At 69.0% G+C, this 20,526-nt stretch carries 17 protein-coding genes; 4 read left to right on the top strand and 13 right to left on the bottom strand.

The window, feature by feature from the left end:
* The 6 genes from ruvX to ACFVRO_RS11475 form a co-directional block, all read right to left on the bottom strand.
* Positions 1 to 474, bottom strand: a complete 474-nt coding sequence (ruvX, locus tag ACFVRO_RS11500) for a Holliday junction resolvase RuvX (RefSeq protein ID WP_386952364.1) — start codon at positions 472 to 474, stop codon at positions 1 to 3.
* Positions 471 to 3,131 (bottom strand): alanine--tRNA ligase, encoded by a 2,661-nt coding sequence (gene alaS, locus ACFVRO_RS11495; protein WP_386952361.1) that lies wholly within the window; start codon positions 3,129 to 3,131, stop codon positions 471 to 473. The genes ruvX and alaS overlap by 4 nt, the downstream gene beginning before the upstream one ends.
* A 64-nt stretch (positions 3,132 to 3,195) precedes the next feature.
* The gene (locus tag ACFVRO_RS11490; RefSeq protein ID WP_105676339.1) at positions 3,196 to 3,384 is read right to left on the bottom strand and encodes a hypothetical protein; all 189 of its coding nucleotides are present in this window, start codon (positions 3,382 to 3,384) and stop codon (positions 3,196 to 3,198) included.
* A 108-nt stretch (positions 3,385 to 3,492) separates the two neighbouring features.
* Positions 3,493 to 4,122 carry a 30S ribosomal protein S4 gene (rpsD, locus tag ACFVRO_RS11485; protein ID WP_052674772.1) on the bottom strand — a complete coding sequence of 210 codons (630 nt, stop codon included), beginning with the start codon at positions 4,120 to 4,122 and terminating at the stop codon, positions 3,493 to 3,495.
* A 162-nt stretch (positions 4,123 to 4,284) separates the two neighbouring features.
* On the bottom strand, positions 4,285 to 5,580 hold the full coding sequence (locus ACFVRO_RS11480) for an acyltransferase (RefSeq protein ID WP_386952359.1): 1,296 nt from the start codon (positions 5,578 to 5,580) through the stop codon (positions 4,285 to 4,287).
* A 49-nt stretch (positions 5,581 to 5,629) separates the two neighbouring features.
* Positions 5,630 to 6,973, bottom strand: a complete 1,344-nt coding sequence (locus ACFVRO_RS11475; RefSeq protein WP_341942121.1) for a replication-associated recombination protein A — start codon at positions 6,971 to 6,973, stop codon at positions 5,630 to 5,632.
* A gap of 88 nt (positions 6,974 to 7,061) precedes the next feature.
* Between ACFVRO_RS11475 and ACFVRO_RS11470 the strand changes: the two genes are divergently transcribed.
* A complete protein-coding gene (locus ACFVRO_RS11470) occupies positions 7,062 to 7,358 on the top strand; it encodes a hypothetical protein (protein WP_105676345.1) in 297 nt (98 codons plus the stop codon).
* A gap of 143 nt (positions 7,359 to 7,501) precedes the next feature.
* Positions 7,502 to 8,389, top strand: coding sequence for a formate/nitrite transporter family protein (locus ACFVRO_RS11465; RefSeq protein WP_386952356.1), 888 nt, complete (start codon positions 7,502 to 7,504; stop codon positions 8,387 to 8,389).
* A 54-nt stretch (positions 8,390 to 8,443) separates the two neighbouring features.
* Here ACFVRO_RS11465 and ACFVRO_RS11460 read toward each other — a convergent pair whose 3' ends face one another.
* The 4 genes from ACFVRO_RS11460 to nirB are packed head-to-tail and all read right to left on the bottom strand — an operon-like array spanning position 8,444 to position 13,273.
* Entirely contained in the window at positions 8,444 to 9,571 is a 1,128-nt protein-coding gene (locus tag ACFVRO_RS11460; RefSeq protein ID WP_386952353.1) for a uroporphyrinogen-III synthase, read from the bottom strand.
* The gene (gene cobA, locus ACFVRO_RS11455) at positions 9,568 to 10,317 is read right to left on the bottom strand and encodes a uroporphyrinogen-III C-methyltransferase (protein WP_386952350.1); all 750 of its coding nucleotides are present in this window, start codon (positions 10,315 to 10,317) and stop codon (positions 9,568 to 9,570) included. The genes ACFVRO_RS11460 and cobA overlap by 4 nt, the downstream gene beginning before the upstream one ends.
* 11 nt (positions 10,318 to 10,328) lie before the next feature.
* Positions 10,329 to 10,700 (bottom strand): nitrite reductase small subunit NirD, encoded by a 372-nt coding sequence (gene nirD / locus ACFVRO_RS11450; protein ID WP_386952347.1) that lies wholly within the window; start codon positions 10,698 to 10,700, stop codon positions 10,329 to 10,331.
* Positions 10,697 to 13,273 (bottom strand): nitrite reductase large subunit NirB, encoded by a 2,577-nt coding sequence (nirB, locus tag ACFVRO_RS11445; protein ID WP_386952344.1) that lies wholly within the window; start codon positions 13,271 to 13,273, stop codon positions 10,697 to 10,699. The genes nirD and nirB overlap by 4 nt, the downstream gene beginning before the upstream one ends.
* A 214-nt stretch (positions 13,274 to 13,487) precedes the next feature.
* Between nirB and ACFVRO_RS11440 the strand changes: the two genes are divergently transcribed.
* Together ACFVRO_RS11440 and ACFVRO_RS11435 are read left to right on the top strand one after the other, a co-directional pair.
* Positions 13,488 to 14,852, top strand: coding sequence for a DUF349 domain-containing protein (locus ACFVRO_RS11440; RefSeq protein ID WP_386952341.1), 1,365 nt, complete (start codon positions 13,488 to 13,490; stop codon positions 14,850 to 14,852).
* A gap of 62 nt (positions 14,853 to 14,914) precedes the next feature.
* Positions 14,915 to 15,466 (top strand): hypothetical protein, encoded by a 552-nt coding sequence (locus ACFVRO_RS11435; RefSeq protein WP_386952338.1) that lies wholly within the window; start codon positions 14,915 to 14,917, stop codon positions 15,464 to 15,466.
* On the opposite strand, the gene ACFVRO_RS11430 is transcribed toward ACFVRO_RS11435, so the two are convergent.
* The 3 genes from ACFVRO_RS11430 to secD all read right to left on the bottom strand — a co-directional run bounded on the left by ACFVRO_RS11430 (position 15,453) and on the right by secD (position 20,497).
* Complete coding sequence (locus ACFVRO_RS11430; protein ID WP_105677356.1) at positions 15,453 to 17,708, bottom strand: bifunctional (p)ppGpp synthetase/guanosine-3',5'-bis(diphosphate) 3'-pyrophosphohydrolase; 2,256 nt, start codon at positions 17,706 to 17,708, stop codon at positions 15,453 to 15,455. The genes ACFVRO_RS11435 and ACFVRO_RS11430 overlap by 14 nt on opposite strands.
* A gap of 69 nt (positions 17,709 to 17,777) precedes the next feature.
* Positions 17,778 to 18,767 (bottom strand): protein translocase subunit SecF, encoded by a 990-nt coding sequence (gene secF, locus ACFVRO_RS11425; RefSeq protein ID WP_386952336.1) that lies wholly within the window; start codon positions 18,765 to 18,767, stop codon positions 17,778 to 17,780.
* Complete coding sequence (gene secD, locus ACFVRO_RS11420) at positions 18,767 to 20,497, bottom strand: protein translocase subunit SecD (protein WP_386952333.1); 1,731 nt, start codon at positions 20,495 to 20,497, stop codon at positions 18,767 to 18,769. The genes secF and secD overlap by 1 nt, the downstream gene beginning before the upstream one ends.
* Between the last annotated feature and the right edge of the window lie 29 nt (positions 20,498 to 20,526).

Below are 20,526 nucleotides of genomic sequence, written 5' to 3'. Positions count from 1 at the left end.
TCAGTGGGACTCCTCGTCGAACGGAATCGCGGCACCGGGCGCTTTCCCCGTGCTCTTCTCCGTGTCGATCGCCTGCTGCAGAAGCACCACGGCGGCGACCTGATCCACAATGCTACGAGAGTTCTTCTGATTTCTCCCCGAAGAACGGAGCGCGGCGTGTGCGGACACGGTGCTCAGACGCTCGTCCACGAGACGCACCGGGGTGCCCGTCCGCCTCTGCAGCGCCTCGGCGAACTCCCTCGCATCCGTCGTCGATGCGGTGTCTGCGCCCTGCATGTTCACGGGCAGGCCGACCACGAACTCGAGCGGCTCGTACTCGGCGGCGATCTCAGCGATCCTGTCGATCGACGTCTCCGAGCGCGGCACGGTCTCGACGGGGACGGCGAGCATGCCGTCGGGATCGCACCTGGCGACCCCGACGCGCGCCTTGCCGACGTCGATGCCGATCCGCACTCCGCGGCGGAACCCGCTCACGCTGCGTGCAGCTCCTGGGAGACGGCGTCGAGAGCCGCGGGCAGAGCCGCGGCATCCGTTCCACCGCCCTGGGCGACGTCATCGCGACCGCCGCCTCCGCCTCCGAGCACCCCGGCGGCGCGCTTCGCGAGCGCCCCGGCCTTGGCGCCGGACACGCGAGCCGCGTCGTTGGTGGCGACGACCACGACGGGGCGGCCGTTCACGACCGCGCCGAGCGCGACGACGGCAGCAGCCGACCCCAGGCGATCGCGGACTCCGATCACGAGATCGCGCAGATCGTCGGCAGAGGCCAGCTCCCCGAGCGACTGCGATGCGAGCAGGAAATCGCCCACGCGGGCGGCGGCATCGGCGATCGCCGGAACCTGACCGGCGCGCTCCTTCGCCTCGAACTGGGCGATGCGCTTCTCCGCGGCCTTCAGGCTCGCCGACAGGTCGGCGATGCGCTCCGGCAGCTGCTCACGCGGCGTCTTCAGCGAGGCGCTCAGCTGCGACACGAGAGCGCGTTCTGCTGCGAGCTCGCGGAACGCGTCCTGACCGACGAGAGCCTCGATGCGGCGGTTGGAGGCGCCGACCGACGACTCCCCGACGATGCTGACCAGCCCGATCTCGGCGCTGGAGCTCACGTGCGTGCCGGCGCACAACTCACGCGACCACGGGCCGCCGATGTCGACCATGCGCACGACGTCGCCGTACTTCTCGCCGAACAGCGCCATGGCGCCGGCCTCCTTGGCCTCGTCCAGCGAGACGATGCGGGTGGTGACCTCGAGCGCGTCCTGCACCGCGCGGTTCGTGATCTCCTCGATCTCGGTGCGGGTCTCGGCGGAGAGCGCCTGCGACCACGCGAAGTCGAAGCGCATGTAGCCGGCGCGGTTCAGGGAGCCCGCCTGGGTCGCGGTCTTGCCGAGGGTGTCACGCAGAGCGGCGTGCACGAGGTGGGTGGCGGAGTGCGCCTGGCGTGCCGCACGACGGTTCGCGGCATCCACCACGGTCGTCGCCGCATCGTCCACCGCCACGGAACCGCGGCTCACCTCGACCGTGTGGCTGATGAGCCCAGGAACCGGGCGCTGGACGTCGAGGACCTCGAGCTCGTACCCCGGTCCGACGATCGTCCCCCTGTCGGCGACCTGGCCGCCCGACTCGGCGTACAGCGTGGTCTCCGACAGCACGACCTCGGCGATCTGGCCCTCCGCTGCGCTCTTCACCGGCTGCCCGTCGACGAGGATGCCCAGGATGCGGGACTCCACCTCGAGCGCGGTGTAGCCGTCGAAACCGGTCTCGCCGAGCGAGCGGAGCTCACGGTACACCGAGATGTCCGCCAGCTGGCGCTTGCGGTTGCGGGCATCGGCCTTCGCACGCTGGCGCTGCTCCTGCATGAGCCCGTCGAACGCGGTGCGGTCCACATCGAGCCCCGCCTCCTCGGCGACCTCGAGGGTGAGGTCGATCGGGAAGCCGTAGGTGTCGTGCAGCAGGAAGGCCTCGGGGCCGCTGAGGGTCGTGCCGCCGCCCTTCTTCGTCTCGTCGAGCGCCAGGTCCAGGATCGTCGAGCCCTGGGCGAGCGTGCGGCGGAACGTCTCCTCCTCCGCGAACGCGGATGCCGACAGCGTCGACCAGTCCTGCTCCAGCACGGGATATGCGGACTTCATGGCGTCGCGAGAGGTCGCGAAGAGCTCAGGGAAGACCGGCTCATCGACGCCGAGCAGCCGCATCGAGCGCACCGTGCGGCGCATCAGTCGACGCAGGATGTACCCGCGGCCCTCGTTCGACGGACGCACGCCGTCGGAGAGCAGCATGAGCGAGGAGCGCACGTGATCCGCGACGACACGGAAGCGGACGTCGTCTTCGTGCACGGAGCCGTACGTGCGACCGGAGAGCTCGACGGCGCGGTCGAGCACCGGGCGCACCTGATCGGTCTCGTACATGTTCTCGACGCCCTGCTTGAGGAACGCGACACGCTCGAGCCCCATGCCGGTGTCGATGTTCTTCATCGGCAGCTCGCCCACGATGTCGAACTCGGTCTTGCCGCGGATGTTCTCGATGAAGTCCTGCATGAACACGAGGTTCCAGATCTCCAGGAACCGCGAGTCGTCGGCCGCCGGTCCGCCGTCCTTGCCGTAGGCGGGGCCGCGGTCGAAGAAGATCTCGCTGTCGGGTCCGCCGGGGCCGGGCTGACCGGTGTTCCAGTAGTTGTCGGCGCGGCCCAGACGCTGGATGCGCTCGGGCTTCAGGCCGATGATGTCGCGCCAGATCGCCTCCGCCTCGTCATCAGTCTCGTAGACGGTGACCCAGAGGTCCTTCTCGTCGAAACCGAGGCCGCCGTCGGCCTCAGACGAGGTCAGCAGCTCCCACGCGTAGCGGATCGCACCCTCTTTGAAGTAGTCGCCGAACGACCAGTTGCCGAGCATCTGGAAGAACGTGCCGTGGCGTGCCGTGCGGCCGACCTCTTCGATGTCGTTGGTGCGGATGCACTTCTGCAGATCCGCGATGCGGGGATGCGGCGCGGGGACGACACCCGTGAGGTACGGGATCATCGGCACCATGCCGGCGACGGTGAAGAGCAGGGACGGGTCGTCGCTGACCAGCGAAGCCGACGGGACGATGAGGTGGTCGTTCTTCTCGAAGAAATCGAGATAGCGCTGCGCGATCTCCGCAGTTTTCATAGCTGTGCCGGGTGTCCTTGCGTGTGAAGGGAGGGGAAGGGTGCCGCGTGGTGGAGCGCGGGTCTCAGTCGTCGGCCGGCTCGGTGAGCCGTGCCTCCTGCTCGCGGTACGCGTCACCGATGATCGCCGTGAACTCGTTGATCCGGGCGTCGACCTCGGCGAGGATGTCGTGGCCGCGCGGGTCCTTGTTCATGAAGTGGGCCGCGACGAAGCCGCCGATCACGCCGATCAGGAACCACAGCACGTTCTTCATGTCGTCATCCTTGCCATTAGACCCGCGAAGGCGCGGTCATCCCATCGTATGCGCAAACGACAGGAGGCGTCGGGTGACCCCGACGCCTCCTGTGTGAGAAACGCTGTATCAGCGAGCCGCGTAGTACTCGACGACGAGCTGCACTTCACAGGTCACGGGGACCTCGGCGCGCTTCGGGCGACGGACCAGGCGCGACTGGAGCTTGTCGAGCTCGACCTCGAGGTAGCCGGGTACGGGAGGCAGGACCTCGGCGTGACCGCCGGCTGCTGCGACCTGGAAGGGCTCGGTGCCCTCGCTCTTGGCCTTGACGTGGATGAGCTGACCCGGCTTCACGCGGAACGACGGGCGGTCGACGAGCTGGCCGTCGACGAGGATGTGACGGTGCACGACGAGCTGACGGGCCTGCGCGGTGGTGCGGGCGAAGCCCGAACGCAGCACGAGGGCGTCGAGACGCATCTCGAGGAGCTCGACCAGGTTCTCACCGGTCAGACCCTCCTGGCGGCGAGCCTCGTTGAAGGTGTTGCGCATCTGCTTCTCGCGGATGCCGTACTGCTCGCGCAGACGCTGCTTCTCACGCAGACGGACGGCGTAGTCGCTGTCGGCCTTGCGCTTCGTGCGGCCGTGCTCACCCGGAGCGTAGGGACGCTTCTCGAGGTAGCGGGCGGCCTTCGGGGTGAGGGCCACGCCGAGGGCGCGGCTGAGACGGACCTTGCGGCGGTCCTGGGACTTCGTGGTCACGAAGCTGTCCTTCCGATGACGCGGTCGCGGCTTTCGCGACTCGCGGACGTATCGCCCGCGTTCTGCCTTGGAGCGCACGCCGGGGCGCCAGCAAGGTGGGGTGTGAACGAGGAGATGCCCGAAAACTCGGTTTCGAGCCGATCAAGTCTAACAGATCGCCGATCACTCCCGCGGAACACCGGGGTTCCCCGCATCCTCCATCGGCTCGACGCTCCGCCGCGGCCCCGGACCGCCCACGGTGAGCCAGACGATCGCAGCCACGAGGGCGAGCAGCGCGCCCGCGGTGCCGGGAGCCAGATACCCCTGCGTGAGCACCCAGCCGACGGCGACGACGAGCAGCAGGGTGCACACGGCCGCCGCCCACAGCGGCATGACGCGCGCCCTCTCCTTCGGCCACCGCTTCTCGATGGGCGGGACGACGACGCAGAACACCCCGATCACGACGATGATCGCGGTGAGCCAGGGGATGCGGGTGAGCCACCACTCCGGCGTCAGCACGGTCGGGAACGGCAGGCCGAGCGCGAGCTGCCCGCCCACGACCACGGCCATCGCGACGGTGTGCCAGAGATAGATCACCATGCCGTACAGCCCCAGCGCGCCGATGACGACGAGGACGGCCCGTCTGCGCATGAGGGCGCGGATCGCCGGCTGCAGCAGGGTGAACAGATAGACCTGGGCGAGCCCGAGCAGAAGGAGGAGCACGGTCGGCGGATTCAGGTTGGCGATCATGTCCGGGTCGTACCCCATGCCGAAGACCGCGACGCACATGAGCCCGTACGCGACTGCCGCCAGCAGGAGGAGCAGCCACCGCGGACGGCGGGAGTACCACTGGTCCCGCACCCCGAAGCCCAGCTGCTGCACGAACAGCCACAGGAAGAGCCAGTTCAGCGCGCCGAGCGGCAGCCCCAGATACCGTCCTGCGAGGTCCACCGCCACGACGAGAGCCGCGAGCGAGAGATAGGTCGCCCAGGCGGCATGGCGATGAAACCACGCCATCAGCGGCACGAAAGAGGTGCAGATCGCATAGACCGCGATGAACCACAGCGGCTCGGCCAGGCGGAACGCGAACGTGCGCAGGAACTCCGGATCCGCCCCGCTCGCCGCCATCACGCCGATCACGACCAATACCCCGAGCATCGCCAACAGCACGGGCCGGGCGAGACGCAGCGCGCGCACGCGGATGTACTCCCCCGCTGTCTCCCCGCGATGACGCAGCCGACGCCACGTGGTGATGCCGGCGAACCCGCCGGCGATGAAGAAGGTGGGCATGATCATGCCCACCCAGGTCAGCCCGGCCAGCGGGGTCCACTCCGCCAGCGCGTTGAAGGCGCGGAGAGGATCCCCGTCGATGCCCATCTGCAGCGCATGCAGCAGCACGACGACGGGCAGGCAGATCGCGCGGACGAAGTCGATCGAGAGATCGCGATCGGGAGGGATGCGGGTGAGTCTGCCTGGCACGAGCCCACTGTAGAGGGAAGGCGGCGCAGGACGGCGGATGCTGCTCCGCTCAGCGATCCCCGAGGATCTTGCGGATCCGCTCCAGACGCGCGGAGATGTCGCGCTCGGCTCCGAGGTTCTTGGGCTCGTAGTACCGTCGCCCGTCGAGCTCGTCCGGCAGGTACTGCTGCGGAAGGATGCCGTACTCGCTGTCGTGCGGATACACGTAGCCCTTGCCGTGCCCGAGACGCTTCGCCCCCGGGTAGTGCGCGTCTCTGAGATGCAGCGGCACCCGGCCGAAGCCGCCGGAGCGGATGTCGGCGATCGCCGCGTCGATGCCGACGTACGCGGCGTTGGACTTCGCCGTCGTCGCGAGGTAGACGGTCGCCTCCGCGAGCGGGATGCGCCCCTCCGGCATGCCGATGAAGGCGACGGCGTCTGCGGCCGCGACGGCGATCACCAGGGCCTGCGGGTCGGCGAGGCCGACGTCTTCCGACGCCGAGATCACGAGCCGCCTGGCGATGAAGCGCGGGTCCTCCCCCGCCTCGATCATCCGTGCGAGGTAGTGGAGCGCGGCATCCGGATCCGATCCTCTGATCGACTTGATGAACGCGCTGATCACGTCGTAGTGCTCATCGCCCTGCCGGTCGTAGCGGAGCAGCGCCTTGTCGACGGCCTGCGCCACGTCGTCGGCGGTGACCACGGGAACGCCGTCGGCGTCGCCGTCGCTCTCGCCGTGGGACAGCGCCACCGCAGCCGCGGCCTCCAGCCCGGTGAGAGCACGCCTGGCGTCGCCGGATGCGAGCCGCACCAGCGCCGACCGCGCCTCGTCGGAGAGGGACACGCCGCCGTTCAGTCCGCGCGCGTCGGCGACCGCCCTGTCGACGAGCACCCCGATGTCGTCGTCGGTGAGCGGCTGCAGCGTCAGCAGCAGGGAACGGGAGAGCAGTGGCGAGATGACCGAGAACGACGGGTTCTCGGTCGTCGCGGCGATGAGGATGACCCACCCGTTCTCGACTCCAGGCAGGAGGGCGTCCTGCTGGGCCTTGGTGAACCGGTGGATCTCGTCGAGGAAGAGGATCGTCGTCTGGCCGTAGAGGTCGCGCTGGGTGATCGCCTCCTGCATGACCTCCCGCACGTCCTTCACGCCGGCCGTGATCGCCGAGAGCTCGACGAACCGGCGACCGGACGAGCGCGCGATCGCCTGCGCCAGGGTCGTCTTGCCGGTGCCGGGCGGCCCCCACAGGATGATCGACACGGCTCCGGGCGAGGTCGCCGCGGGATCGGCGAGGGCGACGATCGGCGACCCCGCTCTGAGCAGGTGCTTCTGACCGGCGACCTCGGCGAGCGAGACGGGTCGCATGCGCACGGCGAGGGGCGTCTGCCCTGAGAGCAGTGCGGCAGCGGATGTCATGCTCTCCAGGCTAATGCGGGAGAGGGACACTCGCGGCGATAGGCTCTCAGGCGACGTCGTCGATTCACGTCCAGTAAGGGAGCACGGCATGGTGGCACGCGGTTCGAAGAGCGCACAGACACGCGCCCAGGCGGAGCGCGCCCGGTTGCATGCGGCGCGCGGCGCCTGGCACGACGGCCAGATCCGCCGTCGGGTGCGCGACAACACGATCGCCGGCGTCGTCGGAGGACTCGTCGTCGCCGCGGCCATCGCCAGCCAGTTCGTGCACGCGCAGGTGACCGCCCCCGAGCCGACCCCCACCCCGACGTCGACAGTCTCCCCCACGGATGCGCCGACCGTGCAGCCCTCGCAGGAGCCCACGCCCGCGGAGACCCCGGCGGAGTGACCGACGACCTCACACCCGCCGCCGCGCGGTGTGAGCGGATCGCACCACGGATGTAACGCCTCGGGCGTCTGTCCGAAACGCGTATGCACGAGTGTGGGCACAGCGAGCGATCCGCTCGCCTCGATCCTCGTGGAGGTCCGCCCATGTCATACGCCACGCCCGCAGAGCTCGTCACCCTGATGGTGGATGCCGGCGCCCACAAGCTCCGTCTTTCCACCCGCGACACCCTCATCCGCGCCTTCATGGGTGCGGCCGTGCTCACCCTCGGCGCCGCCTTCGCCGTCACCGTCTCGACGCAGACCGGGCAGCCGCTCCTCGGCGCTCTCCTGTTCCCCATCGGCTTCGTGCTTCTCTACCTCCTCGGCTACGACCTGCTCACGGGGGTGTTCACTCTGGCCCCGCTCGCCGTCCTCGACCGTCGCCCCGGAGCGACGGTCACCGCCGTCCTGCGCAACTGGGGACTGGTCTTCCTCGGCAACTTCGCCGGGGCGCTCCTGGTCGCGCTGCTCATGGCGATCTACTTCACCTACGGCTTCTCGGCCGATCCGAGCCCTGTCGGCCTCGCGATCGGCGAGATCGGACACGGTCGCACGGTCGGCTACGCGGAGCACGGCGCCGCCGGCATGCTGACCCTCTTCATCCGAGGAGTCCTGTGCAACTGGATGGTGTCGACGGCGGTGATCATGTCGATGGTCTCCACGACCGTGCTCGGCAAGATCGTCGCCATGTGGCTTCCGATCACCCTGTTCTTCTACATGGGATTCGAGCACTCCATCGTGAACATGTTCCTGTTCCCCTCCGGGTTGCTCCTCGGCGCCGACTTCACGATCATGGACTACCTCGTGTGGAACGAGATCCCGACCGTCGTGGGCAACCTCGTCGGAGGGCTCCTCCTCGCGGGCCTCCCGCTCTACCTCACCTACGGGAGGACGGCCGCGGCCCGACCGATCCGCGCCCAGCGCGCCGAACGCGAGCGCCGCGCGCCGCGCACCGCACCGGAGCGCGCACCCGAGGTCGTCGGAGCGATCTGAGCGCCTCACCGACGATGGCCCGGAGCATGCAGCTCCGGGCCATCGTCGTCGTGTTCAGCGGTCGCTGACGGCGAGACGATAGCCGCGCTTGACGACCGTCTGGATGAGATCCGTCCCGCCCACTGCTTCGCGGAGTCGTGCGATCGCGACTTCCACGGCGTGGGGATTTCGCTCGCCTCCGGGCAGTGCGTTCCCGAGGTCCGCTCTGGTGAGCACCCCGCCACCGGCATCGGCCAGTGCCTCCAGGAGCGCCGAGCCCGTGCGCGACAGCGCGATGAAGCGCCCGTCGATGAGCGCACCGCTGCTGCGCACCTCCACGCGGCCGACGTCCGTGACGAGCGACGGCGCCCGACCGCCGCCGAAGTGAGAGATCACGGTCCGCGCGAGGGAGCCGAGTCGACCCCGTTCGGCGATCGTGAGCGGAAGGCCCGCTTCCTTCAAGGGGATCGCGGTCACCGGCCCCACCGCCGCCAGCAGCAGCCGTCCGGCCTCCGCGCGTCGACGGATCCGGTCGATCGCCCCTGCCTCGGCAGCGACGGCGAGCCATGAGGCCGTTCCGGGGGCGGATGTGAAGAGCACGGCATCCGCCTCACCGGAGGCTGCCTGCAGCGTGGAACGGCGCACGACCTCGGGGTTCGGCGGCGGGCCCCAGCGGTACACCGTGATGCTGACGACGTCGGCGCCCGCGCGCTCCAGGAGCTCGTCGAGACCGTCCGCACCCGCACCGTGGTGCTGCACGACGATGCGCTTGCCCGACACGCCCGACGCGAGCAGGTACTCCCCCACCTCCGCTGACGTCTCGGACTCCGCGACCCAGTCCGCGGAGAATCCCGCCTGCTGGATCGCGCCGTGCGCCTTGGGCCCCCGCGCGACGAAGTGCGCGCCGTCGAGCGCGGCGTCCAGTCGCTCATCGACGCCGTGCTCGTGGGCGGCGTCCATCCAGCCTCGGAAGCCGACACCGGTCGTCACGACCACGATGTCCGGAGGAGCGGCGACGAGCCGCTCCGTGCGGAGCAGCAGCTCCTCGTCGTCGGCGTTGGGCACGATGCTGAGCGCGGGCGCCCGGTGCACGGCGGCGCCGCGGCGTTCGAGGGCGGACGCCAGGTCCGCGGAGCGTCGATCGGCGGCGACGACGATCGTGCAGCCGGCGAGTGCGTGTTCGAGCGGACGCGTCGGACTCACGCTGTGCCTGTGGAGATCAGAGCGGCGGGGAGCAGGAGGTCCGCCCGCGCGACCTGACCGAACACGATCACCGCGGGGTTGGTCACACGTGCGTCCTCGGCCTGTCTCACCACGTCTCCCAGTGTGCCCCGGATCGTCCGCTGACGATCCGTGAGCCCGTTCTCGACGATGGCGACGGGCGTCGCCGCATCGACCCCGAAGTCGAGGGCGGTCGACACGATGCGCGGAAGGGCCGACACGCCCATGAGCACCACGGTCGTGACTGCGGGATCGGCCATCGACGCGAGCGTGCTGTGCGTGATCTCGCCCTGACCGTTCACCACGTGGAGCGCCGAGGCGACACCGCGATGGGTGACCGGGATGCCCGCGGCCTGTGGGACGGAGATCACGCTGCTCACTCCGGGAGTGACGCTCACGGGGACGCCTGCCACCTGACACGCGATGACCTCCTCGCCGCCGCGTCCGAACACGAAGGGGTCACCGCCCTTGAGGCGCACGACCCTGCTCCCCGCCTTCGCATGCGCCACGAGCAGCGCGTTGATCTCCTCCTGCGGCACCGGATGGTGCCCCGGCCGCTTGCCGACGTCGATCACCGTGACATCAGGGTCGATCTCGGCGCGCAGCTCGTCGAACGGTCCCAGGCGGTCGGCGATGATCACGTCGGCCTCCTGGAGCAGCCGGTATCCGCGGAGCGTCATCAGATACGCGGGGCCGGGGCCGCCTCCGACCAGATCGACCCGTCCCACGCGCCGCCGCTTCACCGGGGCACCTCGACGAAGACGTCTCCCTCGACGACCCGGACCGGCCAGACCCGCAGACCGGACTGCGCCGCGTCCTGGACGATCTCTCTCCCCTGGGCGTCGAGGCACTCACCCGTGGCGAGATCGAACACCTGCTTGTGCAGCGGGGAGGCGACGGTGTCCGCGTCCCCCCGAGTGCCCACGATCCCTCTCGCGATCACCTGGGCGCCGGTGAACGGGTCGAGGTTGTCGACGGCGCGCACCGATCCATCCCGCAGCCGGAAGAGCGCGACCTGGAGGTCGTCGACCAGGGCGGCGCGTCCGCGCTCCACCTCGAGGTCGTCGAGCCCGCACACCCGGATGCTCTCCCGCACCGCAGGCGAGGTCATCGGCGCACCTCCAGAGCGGTGCCGGCGATGAGGACTCCGCCGCGCTTCTCCGCCGCCGTCGCCGGGCGGATCTGCCCTCGCTCCGCGACATAGGCGAGCGAGGGGTCCGGAGTGTCAGCCGCGTTCACGAACGATCGGAACCTGGCGAGCTTCTCGGGGTCGTGCAGTGTCGCCGCCCATTCGTCCTCGTACCGGTCGACGTGCTGGGCCATCGCTTCGTCGAGGTCGCGGCAGATGCCGAGCGCATCGTCGAAGATGACGGAGCGCAGCGTGTCGAGCCCGCCCTCGAGCTCGTCGAGCCAGGGCGCCGTGCGCTGCAGTCGATCGGCCGTGCGGATGTAGTACATGAAGAACCTGTCGATCGCGCGGATCAGCCCGTCGTCGTCCAGATCGGAGGCGAGCAGCTGCGCGTGCTTCGGAGCGAATCCGCCGTTACCGCCCACGTACATGTTCCAGCCGGTCTCGGTCGCGATGACGCCGACGTCCTTCCCTCGCGCCTCCGCGCACTCGCGGGCGCATCCGGAGACCCCCAGCTTGAGCTTGTGCGGCGCTCGGAGGCCCCTGTAGCGCAGCTCGAGCCGCACGGCCATCCCCACGGAATCGAGCACTCCGTAGCGGCACCAGGTCGATCCGACGCAGGACTTCACCGTGCGCAGGGACTTGCCGTACGCGTGCCCCGACTCGAATCCCGCATCCACCAGCCGCTCCCAGATGAGCGGGAGCTGTTCGAGACGGGCGCCGAACATGTCGATGCGCTGGCCGCCCGTGATCTTCGTGTAGAGGGCGAAGTCCTTCGCGATGCCGCCGATCGCCAGCAGACCGTCCGGCGTCACCTCGCCGCCCGGCATACGCGGCACCACCGAGTAGGTGCCGTCCTTCTGCATGTTCGCCATGACGTGGTCGTTGGTGTCCTGCAGTGTGGCGTTCTCGCCGTCGAGGACGTGCGATCCGACGAGGACCGAGAGGATGCTCGCGATCGCCGGCTTGCAGATGTCGCACCCGCGCCCTCGTCCGAAGCGCTCGACGATCGAGCTGAACGTGCTCAGCCCGGAGACCCTCACCGCGTCGAAGAGCTGCGCCCGCGACAGCTCGAAGTGCTCGCACAGCGCGTGGGAGACCGTCTGACCCAGCGCGACGAGCTCCTGTCCGACCAGCTTCTTCACCATCAGGGCGCACGAGCCGCACGTGGCGCCCGCCTTGGTGCAGACCTTGACGGCGGCGGCATCCCGACACCCCTCCTCGTGCACGGCGCTCCGGATGCGCCCGGCGGTCACGTTCGCGCACGAGCACACGACCGCCTCGTCGGGGAGGGCTGCTCGCGCGGGCTCGTCGCCGTTCTCCGGCAGCAGGTAGGCGGCAGGGTCAGCACCCAGACGCGCGCCGACCAGCGGACGCAGCGCTCCGTATGCGGACGCGTCGCCGACGAGGATGCCGCCGAGCAGGGTCTGGGCGTCGTCCGAGAGGACGAGCTTCTTGTACACGCCCGCCACCGGGTCTGCGTAGACGACGTCGAGCGCATCGGGCGTCGTCGCCATGGCGTCGCCGAAGCTCGCCACGTCCACGCCCGAGAGCTTGAGTTTGGACGAGTCGTCGTATCCGGGGAACGCCGCCTCTCCTCCGAGCAGACCGGTCGCCGCGACCTCGGCCATCGCGTACCCGGGCGCCACGAGCCCGACGCAGCGCCCCTCGTAGTTGGCGACCTCGCCGATGGCGAGGATGTTCCGGTCGGACGTCGTGCATCGATCGTCGATGAGCACACCGCCGCGAGGGTCCACCCGCAGGCCCCCGTTGCGGGCGAGCTCGTCGCGTGGACGCACGCCGACGGTGAAGATCACGACGTCGGCGCGCAGGAACGAGCCGTCCTGGAACTCCAGAGCGGTCACCGCTCCCGATTCGTCGGGGTCGAGTCGGGTCGTGCGGGCCTCCGTCCGCACCGTGATGCCGCGGGCCTCCAGGAGCCGACGCAGCATGGAGGCGCCGACCGCGTCGAGCTGCTGGGACATGAGCCGATCGGAGTACTGCACCACCGTGACGTCGACGTCCATCCCCTGCAGCGCACCTGCCGCCTCGAGACCGAGCAGTCCGCCCCCGATCACGGTGCCGCGAAGCGGGCGCCCGAGCATGCCTGCGCGTCGCGACACGAACTCCTGCAGCCGCTGCATGTCGTCGAGCGTGCGATACACGAAGCATCCGGGCAGGTCCGCCCCGTCGACCGCCACCCTCGCGGCGTACGAGCCGGTGGCGAGCACCAGGGTGTCGTACCGGAGCACGCGACGGGATCGCGTCGTCACCGTCTGCGCGGCGCGATCGAGCCGCAGCACGCGGTCATCCCTCACGAGCTCGACGCGATCGTCGTCGAACACGGATCGGTCGAGTTCGAGATCCTCTGGGCCCGCGCCCGAGAAGAAGCCGCTCAGTCCGACCCGGTCGTAGGGATGCCGTCCCTCGTCGCCGAGCACGGTCACGCGCATCGCGGCATCCGTCCTGCTGAGCAGACTCTCCACGAACCGATGCGCGACCATGCCGGCCCCGACGACGACGATCTCGGGGGTTGCGGGGGCGATGTCGTCCATGGATCTCCTGTCGACGCGGGGACTGTCGTGCTGGCGACGATAGGAGCGCGGTGTTTCCCGGAGGTGATGCGCCGTGTTTCGCGCATCGAACGTTCTCCTCACAGATCGATAACGTCGGCGTGAGAACGCGGGGCCACAACGGGAGTGCCCCTCGTACTAGGCTGAAGTTCGTCCTTTCCGCCTCCCGCGGCCGTACCGCGCAAGGAGAATCATCGTGTCTGCCCCCGAGTCCTCGAAGCCGACTCCCCCCGTTCCCGCTCCCCCTGCCGCGCCGCTGCCGCGCAAGCTGCCGTCGCCGGCCGCTGTCGCGCCCGTCGCAGCCGCCGCGACGCCCCCCACGTCCACTCCCGAGGAGGTGGCGAAGTGGGGTCGCGTGTCGGAGGACGGCACCGTCGAGGTGCTCGAGGGCGAGACCTGGCGCGTCGTCGGTCAGTACCCCGACGGCACTCCCGAGGAGGCGCTGGCCTACTTCGTGCGCAAGTACGACGACATCGCCTTCAAGGTGCACGCGCTGGAGCAGCGCCACCAGGCCGGCGGCGTTTCGGCCGGCGATCTCGCGAAGCAGGCGGGCCACGTTCTGACCGAGGCGACGGATGCCGCGGCCGTCGGCGATCTCGCCGGACTCCGCGACCGCCTGAACGCCCTGACCGATTCCCTGTCCGAGGCCACCGCCGAAGAGGCGCGCCAGGCCAAGGAGCTGGTCGACAAGGCCGTCGCCGAGCGCACCGCCCTCGTCGAGCGCGCGGAGGCCATCGCCGCCCGCGACCTCTCGAAGGTGCAGTGGAAGCAGCTGACCGCCGAGCTCGGCGCGCTGTTCGACGAGTGGCAGGCCCACCAGCAGAACGGTCCTCGTCTGTCGAAGGGCGTCTCGCAGCAGCTGTGGAAGCGATTCCGCGATGCGCGCGCCGTCGTCGACAAGCAGCGCCGCGCGTTCTACTCGGAACTCGACGACGCGCACAAGGCGGCCCGCGATGCGAAGACCCGCCTCGTCGAGCGCGCCGAGGCCCTCGCTCCCCGCGGGACCGACGGCATCCCGTCGTACCGCAATCTCCTCGACGAGTGGAAGGCCGCCGGCCGCGCCGGTCGCAAGGCCGACGATGCGCTCTGGGCGCGCTTCAAGGCCGCAGGAGATGCGCTGTACTCGGCCCGTGCCGAAGAGGCCGCGGCGGAGGAAGCCGAGTCGGCTCCGAAGATCGAAGCCCGTCAGGCGCTCCTCGAAGACGCCAAGGCCGTCGCCGACGAGCCGAACATCAAGAGCGCCCGCGCACTGCTGACCCGCATCCAGCGTCAGTGGGACGAGGTCGGTCGCATCTTCCCCCGCGAGAAGGAGCGCGCTCTCGATGACCGCCTGCGCGTGATCGAGCAGGCGCTCAAGGCCCGCGAAGAGGTCGACTGGAAGAAGAACAACCCCGAGACCAAGGCCCGCGCGAACGACATGAGCTCGCAGCTGGTCGAGGCCATCGAGAAGCTCGAGGCCGAGCTCGCCGCGGCGGAGAAGGCCGGAGACAAGAAGGCGGCCAAGACCGCGGCTGACGCTCTCGAGGCGCGTCGCACCTGGCTGAACGCCCTCGGGGGCTGAGCCTCTCCACAGATCTCCGCAGAGACGCCCGGACGCGGGATGCCGTACGCCACACTGGCGTGATGCATCCCGCGTTCGTGTATCTGCCCGGCGATCGTCTGACGCTGCCCGAGCTCAGTTCCGCGCGGCTCGACGGGCACGTGGTCGAGCTCGGCGAGGGGTACATCCCCGCCGATCTCGTCGAGGGGCCGGCGCTCAGGGCCCGCATGATCGCCGGACTGGTCCCGGCCGGCACGGCGGCCTCGGGACCGACAGCCGCGTGGATCCACGGCGCCGGCGACACGCCCCCGACACCCCACCACGTGCACCGCGCCGTGGAGAGGAGATTCAGACCGGACCCCGATCATCGGCTGATCCTCCACGACACGCGCGTACCGGCATCCGATGTCCAGGTGCTCGGCGGAGTCCTCACGACCACTCCGGTGAGGACGATGGTCGATCTCGCGCTCACCACCACCCGTGACCCGCGGATGCTCGTCTGGATGCGCCTGCTCGCGGCCGAGAGCCCACCGCTCGTCGAGGAGGCCGAGCGCTCCCTGTCGGCGAGGACGCGCGTCCCCGGATCACGTGGCGCGCTCGCGACTCTCGAGAGGCTGAGGCTCAGGACGAGGTGACGCGGTACACGTCGTACACCGCATCGATGCGCCGCACCGCGTTCAGGACGCGATCGAGGTGCACGGCATCACCCATCTCGAAGACGAACCGGCTGAGCGCGAGGCGCTCGTCGGTGGTCGAGACCGTGGCGGAGAGGATGTTCACGTGGTGCTCGCTGAGCACGCGGGTGACGTCGGAGAGGAGCCCGGAGCGATCGAGCGCCTCGACCTGGATCTGCACGCGGAACACGCTCTTGGTCGTGGGCGCCCAGGACACCTCGACGAAGCGGTCCTTGTCCTCCTCGCTGCTGAGGGCCTTCACGTTCACGCAGTCGGCCCGGTGGACCGAGACGCCGCTGCCGCGGGTCACGAAGCCGACGATCTGATCGCCCGGCACCGGGGTGCAGCATTTGGCGAGCTTCACGAGGATGTCGGCGGCTCCGCGCACGAGCACACCGGAGTCCCCGGCACGGGGTTCCCTGGTCGGGATGCTCCCGGGGAGGTCGATGGGACCAGTGGCCGGATCGTTGGCCGCCACCAGCGCGGTGACCTTCTCCAGCACGGACTGCGTGGAGACGTGCCCCTCGCCGACCGCGGCGTACAGGGCGGAGACGTCTTCGTAGCGGAGCTGGTGCGCGACCTCTGCGAAGGAGTCCTGGCTCATCAGGCGCTGCAGCGGGAGGTTCTGCCGGCGCATCGCCCGGGCGATGGCCTCCTTGCCCTGCTCGATCGCCTCCTCGCGACGCTCCTTCGTGAACCATCCACGGATCTTGTTGCGCGCCCGTGTGCTCTTGACGAAGCCCAGCCAGTCCTGGCTCGGACCCGCGTCGGGATTCTTCGACGTGAAGACCTCGACGACGTCTCCGCTCTTGAGCTCGGACTCCAAGGGCACGAGGCGTCCGTTGACCTTCGCTCCCATCGTGCGGTGACCGATCTCGGTGTGCACGGCGTAGGCGAAGTCCACCGGAGACGCATCGGCCGGAAGACCGATCACACGTCCCTTCGGCGTGAAGACGTAGACCTCCTTGGCTCCGATCTCGAAGCGCAGGGAGTCGAGGAACTCACCGGGGTCGGCCGTCTCCGCCTGCCAGTCGGAGATGTGCGCGAGCCACGCCATGTCGGCGTCGGCGGCGCGCACCTCGGCCTTGCCGCCGTTCATCCGCTCCTTGTACATCCAGTGGGCGGCGACGCCGTACTCCGCCTGCTGGTGCATCTCCTGCGTGCGGATCTGGATCTCGACCGTGCGACCGGCCGGACCGATCACCGTGGTGTGCAGCGACTGGTACAGGTTGAACTTGGGGGTGGCGATGTAGTCCTTGAACCGGCCGGGCAGCGGGGTCCAGCGGGCATGGATCGCTCCGAGGACCGCATAGCAGTCGCGCACGGAGGCCACGATCACCCGGATGCCGATCAGGTCGTAGATGTCGTCGAACTCGCGACCACGCACGACCATCTTCTGATAGACGGAGTACAGCTGCTTGGGGCGTCCGACGACCTTGCCGCGGATGCGCAGGTCACGCAGATCCTCGTCGATCTCCTGGACGACCTGGTTCAGGTACTTCTCGCGCTGCGGCGTGCGCTGCGCGATGAGGCTGTGGATCTCGTTGTAGATCTTCGGGTGCAGCACCGCGAAGGACAGGTCCTCGAGCTCGGACTTGATCGCCTGGATGCCGAGTCGATTGGCCAGGGGCGCGTAGATCTCCAGCGTCTCCTTGGCCTTCTTGGCCGCCTTCTCGGGCGGCACGAAGCCCCAGGTGCGCGCGTTGTGCAGTCGGTCGGCGAGCTTGATCAGCAGCACGCGGATGTCCTTCGACATCGCCACGATCATCTTGCGGACGGTCTCTGCCTGGGCGCTCTCACCGTACTTGACCTTGTCGAGCTTGGTGACGCCGTCGACGAGCATCGCGACCTCGTCGCCGAACTCGGCGGTGAGCTCGCTCAGCGCGTAGCCGGTGTCCTCCACGGTGTCATGCAGGAGTGCCGCGGCGATCGCCCTGGGTCCGAGGCCGAGCTCGGCGAGGATCTGCGCGACCGCGAGCGGGTGGGTGATGTACGGCTCACCGCTCTGACGCTTCTGGCCCTCGTGCTTCTCCTTGGCCACCGCGTAGGCGCGCTCGATCACGGCGAAGTCACCGCGAGGATGATTCGCTCGGACCGTGCGGATCAGGTTGTCGAGATCATTGATCCGGGGCGCGCGGGAGAAGATGCGGGGAACCAGGCGTCGCAGGCTCGAACCCTGCGACGACGTCTGCGGTTCCGCCATCCGCTCACCTCCCCAATCAGTACATCTTACGCGGGTCCTGCGGGGCCGAGCCCCGCAGGACGGGCACGATCACGCGTCGACGGTCGCCTTGGCGCGAGCCTCGCGGATCTTCGCGTCACGCGCCATGAGCTGCGGCTCGTTCTCGCGGAACAGCGAGTAGAGCGGAGCGGCGACGAACAGCGTCGAGTACGTCGCGACCAGGATGCCGACGAAGATCGACAGCGAGATGTCGGTCAGCGTCTCCGCACCGAGCCAGAAGGCGCCGATGAAGAGGATCGCCCCGACGGGCAGGGCGGCGACGACCGAGGTGTTGATCGAGCGCACCAGCGTCTGGTTGACGGCGAGGTTGACCGACTCCCCGAAGGTGCGTCCGGACTTCTCCCCGTCTTCCGTGGTGTTCTCTCGGACCTTGTCGAAGACGACGGTCGTGTCGTACAGCGAGTAGGCGAGGATCGTCAGGAAGCCGATGACGGCCGCCGGGGAGATCTCGAAGCCTGCGAGAGCGTACACGCCGATCGTGATGACGAGGACGTCGAGCAGGCCGATGATCGCCGCAGCGGACATCTTCCAGGTGCGGAAGTACAGGGCGAGGATGAGGAAGGTCAGCGCGAGGAAGATCGCGAGTCCCCACAGCGACTGCTTGGTGACGTTCTCACCCCACGCGGGGCCGATGAACGAGGACGTGACGCTCTCCAGGTCGACGCCGTAGCGCTCCGCCAGTGCCGCGGAGACCTTCTGGGTCTCCTCGTCGCTCATCTGATCGGTCTGGACGCGGATGTCCTTGCCGCTGACGACCACGACCTTCGTCGCAGCGCCCGGAACCACCGAGTGCACGGCCTTGGTCGCCGTGCTCTGATCGATGCTGTTCGGGGCGGTGACCGTGAACTGCGATCCGCCGGTGAACTCGATGGAGAACTGCACGGGGCGGATGAACGGGACGAGGATCGACCCGACCACCAGCGCGATGGCGATGATGAACCACAGTCGACGCTTGGCGACGAACGGGAAAGAGGTCTTTCCCGAATACAGGTTGTTGCCGAACTCACTCATGGAAGCCATCAGTTCGCCCCCTCACTTCCGCCGCTGCCGGCTCTGTCGCCGGCGAGTGCCTCCGCGCGCTTGCGCTCGGCGATCGTCTGCCTGCGATCTGCTTCTCCGCGCGAGCGCGCGTTCTTCGCCCCGCGACCGGCGGATGCCGTCGAGACCTCGCGGTACTGCGAGCGGCTGCGGTAGACCGCGCCGAGGGACTCCGGGTCGAGGCCCGAGAGCTTGTGTCCGCCGCCGAAGAAGCGGGTGCGCACGAGCAGCTGCATGACCGGGTGCGTGAAGATCACGAAGATGAACACGTCGATCAGGGTCGTGAGGCCGAGGGTGAAAGCGAAGCCCTTGACCGTCGCGTCGGCCAGGATGTACAGCACGACGGCGGCGAGGATGTTGATCGACTTCGAGATGTAGATCGTGCGCTTCGCGCGGCCCCAGCCGTCTTCCACGGCTGCCGTGATCGACTTGCCGTCGCGCAGCTCGTCCCTTATTCGTTCGAAGTACACGATGAACGAGTCCGCGACGAATCCGATCGAGACGATCAGACCGGCGACGCCGGCGAGCGAGAGACGGAAGCCCATGCGCCACGCGAGGATGCAGATGATGATGTAGGTCAGCACACCCATCACCGCGATCGAGGCGACGATGACGGCGCCGAGAGCCCGATACACGATCAGCGAGTAGATCGCGACGAGCGCGAGGCCGATGAGACCGGCGATGAGGCCGATCTGCAGCTGCTGCGTGCCGAGGGTCGCCGACACGGTTCCCGAGCTCTGCACCACGAAGCTGAGTGGCAGGGCGCCGAACTTGAGCTGGTCGGCCAGAGTGGTCGCGGACTCCTGGGTGAAGCTGCCCGAGATGCTCGGGCGGCCGTCGAGGATCTGCCCGTTCATCTGCGGTGCGCTGATCACGCTGCCGTCGAGCACGAACGCGAACTGGTCGCGCGGCGAGAGGTTGGCGAGCTTGTTCTGGTATAGACGCGTGCTGACCTTGCCGAAGGCGTCGGCCCCCTCAGACGTCATGGTCAACTGCACGAGCCAGGCGCCCGACTTGGGGTCGCGGCCGGCCGTCGCATCGGTGATCGCGGTGCCGGTGAGCTCGGCCGGGCCCAGGAGGTACTTGGCCGTGCCGCTCGGGTCGCAGGCGATCAGCGGCTGGTCCTGGGGAGCCCGGGAGGCGTCGGCCGGCGGGTTCGCGCAGTCGTAGGCGAGGAACTCGGCCTGCAGCTTGTCGGTGACCCACGCGAGGTCACTCGAGTCCGTCGGCTTCACCGTCGGGGTGGCGTTCAGCGAGGGGTCCGGCGTCGGATACGGCGTGGTGTTGCCGTCCTCCCCGGTGAACGACGTCGCGGCGGCCGTCGTGTAGAGCACCGCGCGGAACTCCAGCTGAGCGCTCGACTTGATCCGCTCGCGCGTGGCCTCGTCGGCCACACCGGGGATCTGCACGACGATGTTCTGGCCGCCCTCGGTCGTGATGTCGGCCTCGCTCACACCGGAGGCGTCGATACGCTGCCGGATGATCGCGGCCGCCTGGTCCATCTGCTCCTGCGAGGGCGCTGCGCCGTCTTCGGTCTGCGCCTGGAGGACGATCTGCGTGCCGCCCTGGAGGTCGAGGGCGAGTTCTGGGGTCCACGAGCTCTGCTTGAACACATACACGCCGAGCGCGTTGATGCCGAAGAGGACGCCTGTCACCAGGACGAGTCCGAGAAGGACCCTCCAGGCGTGACGGACCGGAGAGGAAGAAGCCACGTGATCAGCTTTCTGAGATGCCGGAGCGC

Origin of the sequence: Microbacterium sp. NPDC057944, assembly GCF_042887445.1 — a bacterium.
Lineage (GTDB): Bacteria > Actinomycetota > Actinomycetes > Actinomycetales > Microbacteriaceae > Microbacterium > Microbacterium natoriense.
This window is presented reverse-complemented; position numbering and strand designations above follow the sequence as displayed.

Excerpts from the sequence above, each read along its gene's own strand:
- alaS (WP_386952361.1), bottom strand. The coding sequence starts at position 3,131 with ATGAAAACTGCGGAGATCGCGCAGCGCTATCTCGATTTCTTCGAGAAG.
- ACFVRO_RS11490 (WP_105676339.1), bottom strand. The coding sequence starts at position 3,384 with ATGAAGAACGTGCTGTGGTTCCTGATCGGCGTGATCGGCGGCTTCGTC.
- ACFVRO_RS11465 (WP_386952356.1), top strand. The coding sequence starts at position 7,502 with ATGTCATACGCCACGCCCGCAGAGCTCGTCACCCTGATGGTGGATGCC.
- nirB (WP_386952344.1), bottom strand. The coding sequence starts at position 13,273 with ATGGACGACATCGCCCCCGCAACCCCCGAGATCGTCGTCGTCGGGGCC.
- nirD (WP_386952347.1), bottom strand. The coding sequence starts at position 10,700 with ATGACCTCGCCTGCGGTGCGGGAGAGCATCCGGGTGTGCGGGCTCGAC.
- ACFVRO_RS11435 (WP_386952338.1), top strand. The coding sequence starts at position 14,915 with ATGCATCCCGCGTTCGTGTATCTGCCCGGCGATCGTCTGACGCTGCCC.
- ACFVRO_RS11475 (WP_341942121.1), bottom strand. The coding sequence starts at position 6,973 with ATGACATCCGCTGCCGCACTGCTCTCAGGGCAGACGCCCCTCGCCGTG.
- ACFVRO_RS11430 (WP_105677356.1), bottom strand. The coding sequence starts at position 17,708 with ATGGCGGAACCGCAGACGTCGTCGCAGGGTTCGAGCCTGCGACGCCTG.
- secF (WP_386952336.1), bottom strand. The coding sequence starts at position 18,767 with ATGGCTTCCATGAGTGAGTTCGGCAACAACCTGTATTCGGGAAAGACC.
- ACFVRO_RS11470 (WP_105676345.1), top strand. The coding sequence starts at position 7,062 with ATGGTGGCACGCGGTTCGAAGAGCGCACAGACACGCGCCCAGGCGGAG.